The organism is Deltaproteobacteria bacterium (assembly GCA_021159305.1).
GTDB lineage: Bacteria > Campylobacterota_A > Desulfurellia > JAGGSF01 > JAGGSF01 > JAGGSF01.
Genome location: JAGGSB010000072.1, coordinates 1 through 9756 on the forward strand (window position 1 = coordinate 1; position 9756 = coordinate 9756).

General features: G+C 37.6%; 5 protein-coding genes and 1 pseudogene. 3 read left to right on the plus strand and 3 right to left on the minus strand.

Annotation, left to right across the window (positions count from 1 at the left end; translation table 11 throughout):
* The first annotated feature begins 30 nt into the window (after nucleotides 1-30).
* From clpB to J7J10_04465, 3 genes are all read left to right on the plus strand, one after another.
* Complete coding sequence (clpB, locus tag J7J10_04455) at nucleotides 31-2622, plus strand: ATP-dependent chaperone ClpB (protein MCD6130182.1); 2592 nt, start codon at nucleotides 31-33, stop codon at nucleotides 2620-2622.
* Nucleotides 2623-2738: 116 nt separating this feature from the next.
* Nucleotides 2739-3698 carry a DUF4365 domain-containing protein gene (locus J7J10_04460; GenBank protein MCD6130183.1) on the plus strand — a complete coding sequence of 320 codons (960 nt, stop codon included), beginning with the start codon at nucleotides 2739-2741 and terminating at the stop codon, nucleotides 3696-3698.
* A gap of 656 nt (nucleotides 3699-4354) precedes the next feature.
* Nucleotides 4355-5974, plus strand: a complete 1620-nt coding sequence (locus J7J10_04465) for a DEAD/DEAH box helicase (GenBank protein ID MCD6130184.1) — start codon at nucleotides 4355-4357, stop codon at nucleotides 5972-5974.
* Between the two features lie 245 nt (nucleotides 5975-6219).
* Here the strand turns inward: J7J10_04465 and metE are convergent, their stop codons facing one another.
* From metE to J7J10_04480, 3 genes and pseudogenes are all read right to left on the minus strand, one after another.
* Nucleotides 6220-8424, minus strand: coding sequence for a 5-methyltetrahydropteroyltriglutamate--homocysteine S-methyltransferase (gene metE, locus J7J10_04470; GenBank protein MCD6130185.1), 2205 nt, complete (start codon nucleotides 8422-8424; stop codon nucleotides 6220-6222).
* Nucleotides 8425-8737: 313 nt separating this feature from the next.
* On the minus strand, nucleotides 8738-9157 hold the full coding sequence (locus J7J10_04475) for a DUF2207 domain-containing protein (protein MCD6130186.1): 420 nt from the start codon (nucleotides 9155-9157) through the stop codon (nucleotides 8738-8740).
* Between the two features lie 16 nt (nucleotides 9158-9173).
* Nucleotides 9174-9362, minus strand: a pseudogene (locus tag J7J10_04480) (DUF2207 domain-containing protein).
* Between the last annotated feature and the right edge of the window lie 394 nt (nucleotides 9363-9756).

The following is a 9756-nucleotide window of genomic DNA, read 5'->3' on the forward strand; positions in this document are numbered from 1 at the left end:
CGCCCCTTACTCTACAGAGAAAAATAAGAAATGAACTTAGAAAAATTTACCATTAAGTCACAAGAAGCACTACAGCTGGCAAGGGATATTGCCGTAGCAAAGAAACATCAAGAACTCACCTCTCTTCATCTTTTCTTTGTCTTTCTCAAAGATGAAAAAGGTATAGTGAATTCCATTCTTCACCGCTTAGGCATCAATGTAAACTTATTAAAGCAAAAAACAGAACAAGAGTTGGATAAAATACCTCATGTTTTGTCCTCTGAGGGACAGGTTTATCTTTCTTCGGAGTTAAATAATGTATTAATAAAGGCAGAAGAAGAGGCAAAAGAACTACAGGACGACTACATTAGCGTGGAACATCTTCTCCTCGCTATGACTCAAGAGGGAAAAGCGTCCTCCGTATTAAAAGACTCAGGCGTGGAAAGAGAAGAAATAATGAAAGCATTGGTGGACATAAGAGGCGGACAAAGAGTTATTGATCAGTATCCGGAAGAGAAATATGAAGCGTTAAAAAAATATGGAAGGGATCTTACGGAGCTTGCCCATTCAGGCAAGTTAGATCCTGTCATCGGCAGGGAAGATGAAATAAGAAGAACTATTCAGATTCTTTCTCGCCGCACTAAGAATAATCCTGTTTTAATTGGCTTGCCGGGCGTAGGTAAAACGGCGGTTGTAGAAGGCCTTGCTCAAAGGATTGTGAAGGGTGATGTGCCTGAAAGTTTAAAAGAAAAGAAGGTTATTACTCTGGATGTTGCATCTCTGGTTGCCGGCAGTAAGTTTCGTGGAGAATTTGAAGAAAGGCTGAAAGCTGTTTTAAGTGAAGTGAAACGGTTGGAGGGTAAGATAATATTGTTCATTGATGAACTGCATACTATTGTGGGGGCAGGTGCGGCGGAAGGCTCTGTTGATGCATCCAACATTTTGAAGCCTGCTTTAGCGAAGGGAGAGTTGAGGTGTGTAGGGGCGACTACTATGAAAGAATATAGAAAGTACATAGAGAAGGATGCTGCCCTGCAGCGTCGCTTTCAACCGGTTTATGTTGGAGAACCTTCTGTTCAAGAGACAATTTCTATCTTAAGAGGATTGAAGGAAAAATATGAGGTTCATCATGGTGTAAGAATAAAAGATTCGGCATTAATCGCCGCAGCTACACTTTCTAAGCGGTATATTACCGATCGTTATCTGCCGGATAAGGCTATCGATTTGGTGGATGAAGCGGCAGCGCTTCTACGCACACAATTGGAGAGTGAACCGCAACCTATAGACGATGTAAAGAGAAAAATATTACAATTGGAGATAGAGAAACAGGCGTTAAAAAAGGAGTCTGATGAAGACTCTCTGGAAAAATTAAATGGCATAGAAAGAGAACTGTCTGATTTAAAGGAAAAGCAGGGGGAACTTGTTTCTCACTGGCAGTTGGAAAAAGAGGTAATTAAGCGCATTCAGGATATAAATAAAAAAATAGAAGAAACAAAGATGAAAGTAGAAACTGTGGAGAGACAGGGAAAGTTAGAAGAAGCATCACGCTTAAAATACGGTGAGATGCCGCAGCTTATGAAAGATTATGAAGAACAAAATAAAAAATTGATAGATATTCAAGGAAGTGGAGCACTGTTAAGACAGGAAGTGACAGAAGATGAAATTGCTTTAGTTGTTTCTCGGTGGACAGGTATTCCTGTTGCCAGGATGTTGGAAACCGAAAAAGAGAAGTTACTCAAGATGGAGGAACGGATAGAGAAAAGGGTTGTAGGGCAAAGTAAGGCTGTTAAGGCTGTAAGTGATGCTATAAGACGTTCCAGGGCAGGTTTATCCGATCCTAATCGTCCTGTTGGCTCGTTTATATTCTTGGGTCCTACCGGCGTGGGGAAAACAGAGTTGTCGAAAGCATTGGCAGAATTTCTGTTTGATGATGAGAGAGCGATGGTGCGTATAGATATGTCTGAGTATATGGAGAAATATTCTGTTTCCAGACTAATTGGTGCGCCGCCAGGTTATGTGGGATATGAAGAAGGAGGGCAGTTGACAGAAGCGGTGCGCAGAAGACCTTATTCTGTAGTTTTATTGGATGAAATAGAAAAAGCGCACCAGGATGTGTTTAATATACTGTTGCAGGTTTTGGATGATGGAAGATTAACCGATTCCAAGGGAGTTACAGTAGATTTTCGCAATACTATTATTATTATGACCTCTAATTTAGGCAGTCAGTACCTTTCCTTTATTCCTTCCGATGATGATTTTGATATAAAATTTACTCAGGCCAAGAAACAGATTTTTGAGGAAGTGAAGAGGACATTCCGACCGGAGTTTCTAAACAGAGTAGATGAAATTATTATTTTTAACCCTTTAGGAAAAGAAGAAATTAAAGAAATTGTTGGGCTTCTTCTTAAAAAAACACAAGATAAACTGAAAGATAAGGGATTTAATATAGGTTTTGAAGATGAAGTGATAAAATTTATTGCCGATGTAGGTTTTGATAGGTTATACGGAGCGAGACCTTTAAAAAGGGTTATTCAAAATATGATAGAAAATGAACTTGCAGGTGAAATATTGAGCGGTAAATTTGTAAAAGGAGACAATATAAAAGTAAAGCTAAAAAAAGGAGAAATAATTTTTTCTAAGTAAATAACTACAGCAAGAACAATGACATCTTTGCTTGCTTAGCATAAAAAATGTTCTTATAATATGGTGGTCTATATAATAAGATGTTAGCCAAATGCTTTACTCCGAAAGGAAACAATATGAATAGTCTGACGATTGATAGAATAGGAGTTTCAAAATTAGAGACATTATTCGCGCGATCAGGCTGGTTCTTTCGCGAACAGTTTGTCAAAGATTATGGAATTGACGCACAGGTTGAGGTTGTTGAAAATGACGAGCCAACAGGTCAGCTTATAGCCATACAGATCAAATCAGGAGAGAGTTATTTTTGTGAATCGGACGAAAGTACAATAACGTATCGACCCGATACTAAACATATTGAATATTGGTTACGCCATGATTTACCAGTAATAATTACATTGTTTAATCCGGCTGAGGATAAATTCTATTGGATGCCCGTGTCAAAAAATACAATACAAAAGACAAAAAAAGCGTATAAAATCGTAATACCGAAATCTAATGTGTTAAATTCAAAGAATTGTATTCTACTGAAAAGGATATATAAACTTGATGTTCCAATATATCGATTAAAACGTCTCTCCCTCGATTTGGAATGGATGAATCTAATCAAGAATGAGGAGTGTGTTTATGCTGAATTCGAGGACTGGGTCAATAAATCGCTTTCAAGAACTTCAATAAAGATATTTTGTGATTCAAGTAGTGGTTACAAAGAATTAGTAATTCCTCAACATTATTGGGCAGGTCATAGTTCTTTAGAAATACTGGAACGATTTATTCCATGGGCAGATTATGAGATGGATGAAGACGCATACGAAGAGTACATGCGAGGAGTTTACGAGGCAGAATGCTATGCAGGATATGATAAAGAAGATGATATAGTACATTACTCGGAGTCCTTTGACGACTGGTATACACCTCCTAAAGGAATTCTTCCCATTAATCAAAATGGAGAAGTAGATACGTATCGGGTAATACTAAGGTTAAATGAGATAGGAAAATCCTTCATGACCATTTCAGAATATTTGTACGATGACAGGTCGTTTGAGGATCGCTCATTTTCAGTTGAAGAAATTGTCTAACAAAAGGATGCACCTGACTTTTTTCCGCTACGCTCCAAAATGCAGGTGAACTCAAACGTTATTCGCATGGTTAGTTGAAGTATTGCAAGAGTCTACAAAAAAATAGTAGGTTATTAGTAAATCTTCCATGAGGCATGGGAAATGAAAATAAAGGTAATAATAGAAAAAGGGAAAGATGGTTATTTTGTAGCACGCTGTCCGTCCTTAAAAAGTTGCTGGAGTTAGGGAAAAACAGAAAAAGAAGCACTAAAGAATATCCGAGAAGCAATAGAGTTATATTTAGAACCAGACGAAGATCTTGTGGAAAACGAGAGTTACAAAGTTTATGAAGTGGCAATATAAGTGGGACAAATGGATCAAACCTACAATATACATTGTTCGAGAAGGTTATCAGGATTAGCAGAAACCGCCATTGTTTCTAATCAAAGTAAAATGTTTTCTTTACAATTGCCTCTGGCAGTTGCAAGCAAATCTGCTTTGCAGAATTGTCTTGTCTTCTAATACCTCTTTATAGATTTTTGGTGAGGCAATTCGTGAATTTGATATGGACATTGCCTCGGGTGAGTTAGAGATGTTTTGCTGTTTTTTTGCAGATAATGGTATATATTCTTTTAGTTCCGTTGAGTAAATGGATAATAATTAGAAAAGGGGAATAAATGGTAAACAAAACGACATTTAATGATCTTGGACTTTCAGCAGAAATACTGGAAGCAATCAACAAAAAAGGCTTCGAAGAGCCAACCGCAATTCAGACTTTGACAATCCCTGTAATACTGAGAGATGACACCAATATTATCGCTCAGGCACAAACAGGTACAGGAAAAACAGCCGCATTTGGATTACCTCTGATGGAACTGATTAATTCTGATTCTAAAACTGTTCAGGCACTAATTATGGTTCCTACACGAGAGTTGGCTATTCAAGTATCAGAAGAAATCAATTCACTCAGAAGTAACACGGATATCAGAGTAATACCGATATATGGTGGTCAGTCTATTGATCAGCAGTTACGCAGACTGAAAAAAGGTGTGCATATTATAGTTGGGACCCCGGGCAGGATAATCGATCATCTTAATAGAAAGACGTTAAAGATTGGGAACATTGAACATTTAATACTGGATGAAGCAGACGAGATGCTGAATATGGGATTCATCGAAGATATGGAAGAAATAATTAAGCATACGAATCCCGATAAAAGAACACTATTGTTTTCTGCAACAATACCAGAAAGAATAAGAGACCTTGCTCACAAATATATGGATGGATACGAGCTAATTACAGTTGAAAAAGAGCGACCGACAAGTGATCTGACGGAGCAGATATACTTTGAGGTAAAAGCCGCTGACAAATTTGAGGCACTTTGCAGGATAATTGATATTAAAGATGGTTTTTACGGTTTGATTTTTTGCAGAACAAAGAGCGATGTTGATTCTGTTGTAACTCATTTAGTGGATAGGGGATATGATGCAGAGTTTATTCATGGAGATATTTCACAAGCGCAAAGAGAAAGAACTCTTGAGAAATTTAAGAAAAAAAGAGTCAATATTCTTGTAGCAACAGATGTTGCGGCGCGTGGAATTGATGTTTACAACCTTACCCACGTTATTAATTATGCACTACCTCACGATCCAGAGTCATATGTTCATCGAATAGGTCGAACGGGAAGAGCTGGGCATAAGGGAATTGCTATTACATTTATTACTCCCAGCGAGTATAAGCGTCTGATGTTCATTCAACGGATTGCTAGGACTGATATTAAAAAATCAACAGTGCCGAAGGTGAAAGACATTATTGAAGCCAAAAAGAAAAAGATATACGATGATCTGACTGCTATTCTTGAAAATGAAATTGATACTGAATATTGTAACTGGGCTAAGAAATTGCTTGAGGATAATAATCCGACAGAAATATTAGCTGCTGTACTTAACTATTGTTTCGAAGAAGAACTCAATCCTGATGCCTATGGTGAAATAAAAGAGACTGGTGTAAAGGAAAAGCAACTTGATCAGCATGGTAAAGCAAGGCTTTTTGTCGCACTCGGAAAGAAAGACAAAATTAATGCCAGAAAACTTGTTGAGCTTATTATGAGCAGAGTCTCAGTTAAGTCCAAACACATCAGTGATATACAGATAATGGACAAATTCTCTTTTATAACTGTTCCTTTTGAAAAAGCAGAAAAAATCGTTGTTAGCTTTAAAGAAAGGGGGCGGAAGCCGCTAATTGCCCTTGCCAAGAAAAGAGCAGATAACAATGGCGCGAAACGGACGCGCCGCTGATACCAAGCGTTAGCCTTTTGATAACTGGTGACAGGTTTTGCAATACTGCATTCTGTCATTCCGCACGTTTTTTCTGTCATTCCCGCGAATGCGGGAATCCAGATTCCGTGTCAAGCACGGAATGACACAGCACAGGGGGCGGAATGGTAAAATGCGGTAAAGCCGCGGGGTATTAACTTTACTATATGTAATAGATTCTCCACAAAAGTTAAAATAGATAAATCGGCTTTTGACGCTATTTCATTTTAACTTTCCCTTAAAGTGGATGCTGCTTGAACGAGATTCCTTAATGAGGGTATGATTTCTTTCCAGTTGCGTGTTTTTAATCCGCAATCCGGATTTATCCATATCTGTTCCTTTTTTAATATGCGTAAGGCACGGTTTGCGATTTTTAGCATTTCATCTTGAGAAGGTATACGTGGACTGTGTATATCATAAACACCAAATCCTATTTCTCTTTCATAGTTGGAATTTTCAAATGCGTGGATAATCTCTCCCTTGCTGCGCGTTGCCTCGATGGATATAACATCGGCATCTAAAGCATCTATGGCTTCAATGATATCGCCAAATTCAGAATAACACATGTGAGTATGGATTTGTGTTTCTGCTTTTACTGCAGATGTTGCCAGCCTGAACGCTTTTGTTGCCCAGGAGAGATATTCTTCTCGCTTTTCTTTTTTTAACGGCAGTCCTTCCCTAAATGCTGGTTCGTCTACCTGAATGATCTTTATTCCATTTTCTTCCAATTCTTTTATTTCATCTCTTAAAGCTAACGCGAGTTGATAGGCAATCTCATAACGAGTGATATCTTCTCTTGAAAAAGACCAGTTGAGTATTGTGACTGCTCCTGTGAGCATACCTTTGACGGGTTTTTCGGTTAGACTCTGTGCAAATACAATTTCTTCTTTTGTTAAAGACTTTGTGCGCTCTATGTCTCCAAATATGACTGGGGGGCGAATGCATCTGGTGCCATAAGAAAGAACCCATCCATTTTCTGTAGAAATCATGCCTTCCAGGTTTTCACCAAAATATTCTACCATATCTGATCTTTCAAATTCTCCATGTACAAATACATCCAATCCCAGACCTTCCTGAACTCCTATCACATGTGCTATTTTTTCCCTTATGAATGATTTATATTCTTCCTCGGTGATGAGATTATCTTTATACATTTTCCTTGTCTTTCTCAAAGTTTTATCCTGTGGGAAACTGCCGATAGTGGTGGTAGGAAACAAAGGAAGGTTTAATATCTGCTGTTGTTTTTCTCTTCTTTCTTTATAGGGTAGAGACCTTTGAAAATCGCTCTCTTTCAGATTTACTATCCTGTTTTTTATATTTTCTTTTTTTATTCCTGCAAACCCTACTGCGTCTTGTTCTATTTTTCCTTCAACTATTGCTTTTTTAATAATGGAAAGCTCATCCAATTTTTCTACAGCAAAAGCGAGCAATTGTTTTATCTCTGAAGGCATGTTCTTTTCTCCTTCCAGTGACCAGGGAACAAACATAAGGCTGGTTGAGGGTTGTAATATGCACATAGAGGGGTTTATTTTTTCTATTATTTTTTTTACTACATCCACTGTTTTTTTTATATTTGTCTTCCACACATTTCTTCCATTGATTACACCCAAAGACAATAATTTATCCTTTGGAAAATATTTCATCAAATTGTTGATGTTTTCTTCTCCGTTTATTACATCCAATCCGATACCGCCTACGGGTAATTTTACTATTTCATCGTAGAAGGATATATCTTCAAAATAGGTTTGTAATATAATAGAGCTATTGTGTTTAATCTTTTCATACATTTTTTCTACTGTTTTTATCTCTTGTTCTGTAATATCTAAGACAAGAGCAGGTTCCTCCAGGCTTATCCATTCTGCTCCTGCCTGTTTTAGTTTTTCCAAGAGTGAACTGTAGAGCGGAATTATTTTCTCGGCAAGTATAGTTAAAGGCTCTTCTGTGTTGCTGAGTTTCAAAAATGTGAACGGGCCAATTATGGTGGGAATACAAGGAAAACCATTTTTTTTGAGAAAGATAAAATCTTCCAGAACACTGTTTTCCTTTAATTCCAATTTTTGGTTTTTTTCTATTTCTGGAACGATATAATGGTAGTTTGTATTGAACCACTTAACCATTTTCAGGGGAGGGATGTTTTCTGTTCCGCGAGCTAAGGAAAAATACAGGTTTTCCTTTACATCTTTAAATCTTTTTGGGATGCAATTAAAGGATATCGCCAGATCCAACATTCTGTCATAAAGACTGAAATCTCCGCAGGGAATGAAATCAATGGCTTTTTCTCTTTGTAGAGTGGTCCGCATAAGGAGAAGTTTTTCTGTTTCTTTTATCATTTCATCTGAGTTTTTTTCTCCTCTCCATACACCTTCCACAACCGTTTTCAGCTCCCTATACGGGCCAATAGTGGGGAAGCCAATGTTTCCAGTCAATATCATTTGTTCCTCCTAACATTTACATTTATTTGGGTTTCAAGTTTAGAAGTTGACACTTAAGAAGTCAAGCAATTCTGCAACATCCGGGGTTTACCTTTGAGGCTGCAGGAAAAGTTAAAAAATCCAGGTAAAGGGCAGGGATCAATTACTACCCAAAATACGATGATACAACTCCAACGCGGTTTTTCACCAACTTCCGCCTCCTCCTCCGCCAGAACCCCCTCCAGAGAATCCTCCACCACCCGAAAAACCACTTCCGCTATGGGGAGAGGAAGTGAATGCGCTATTCATCACAGATAGTGAATCCTTTAGATTGTCAACAAAATAGCCTTGGTTTTTCCACTCGTTCAATAAATTCTTTAAATCCATCAATAAGCTGGTATACTTTTAATCCTCTTTTTGTCTTTTTGGGCATAATCCTTGCGAATATGAAGAAGATTATAGCCGATAAGATAAAAGAAATTAGATAATCAAGTCTTCCAAACATAACGCCGCTTATGAACATTATGATGGCAAGTATATATGTCACTTTTGCTAAATTTCGCGAGGCTGGTTTGTAATAATCTTCAAATGTCATTTCTTCATCAAGTTGTTTCTTCGCTTTTTTCATATGTGTGTAAAATGTATCTTTTAATGTGCTGACCTTTACAATTGTTATTTCTCCAGAAAACAATCCATAAAATATGGTTTTTTCAAAGGATTTTGCTGTATCGGGTAAATCCTTTAATTTACGCAAAATATAGTCTTTTTTCTTAAAAATTAGACCACTTTTTTTCAGTCTCTTCTATTTCAATACAGCCCTTTGCTGCCCAGTAAAATATAAGGGACAACAAGTCTCTATTGTCGGTTTTATCATCTATGAAAAACCCTGCTTCAGCGGATGTTATATTATCAGGCAATTTATATCGGATGAGATGTATGATTTTCTTATCCCTTCCAAATACATATCAGAGAAGAAACAGGAATATAAAGATTAAAACAGGGAGCAGATAAATAGAGTTGTTTGCGATGATAAGGGATATCTGCTTAAAGGGTGATGAACCCTTTGCAATTACTCCCTTGGAAACCATATGCCTGCAGTAATTCCATTGTATGGTGGAAGAACAAGGCTTGTTTCCCCGTTCAAGAATCCCTTTGATACTAAGACATCAACATTGCTATTTTTGCTGCCACATCTGCCTCCGGAAAATTTAAATCATACCCTCAATTTCTGCAGAAAATAAACATAAATAAGATAAATTCGCAATCGGGGGCGGGAATCCAGACTCCAGATTCCGTGTCAAGCACGGAATGACAAAGAAGGAGAAAATCCGCCTGCCCTGTGTAATATCCTAA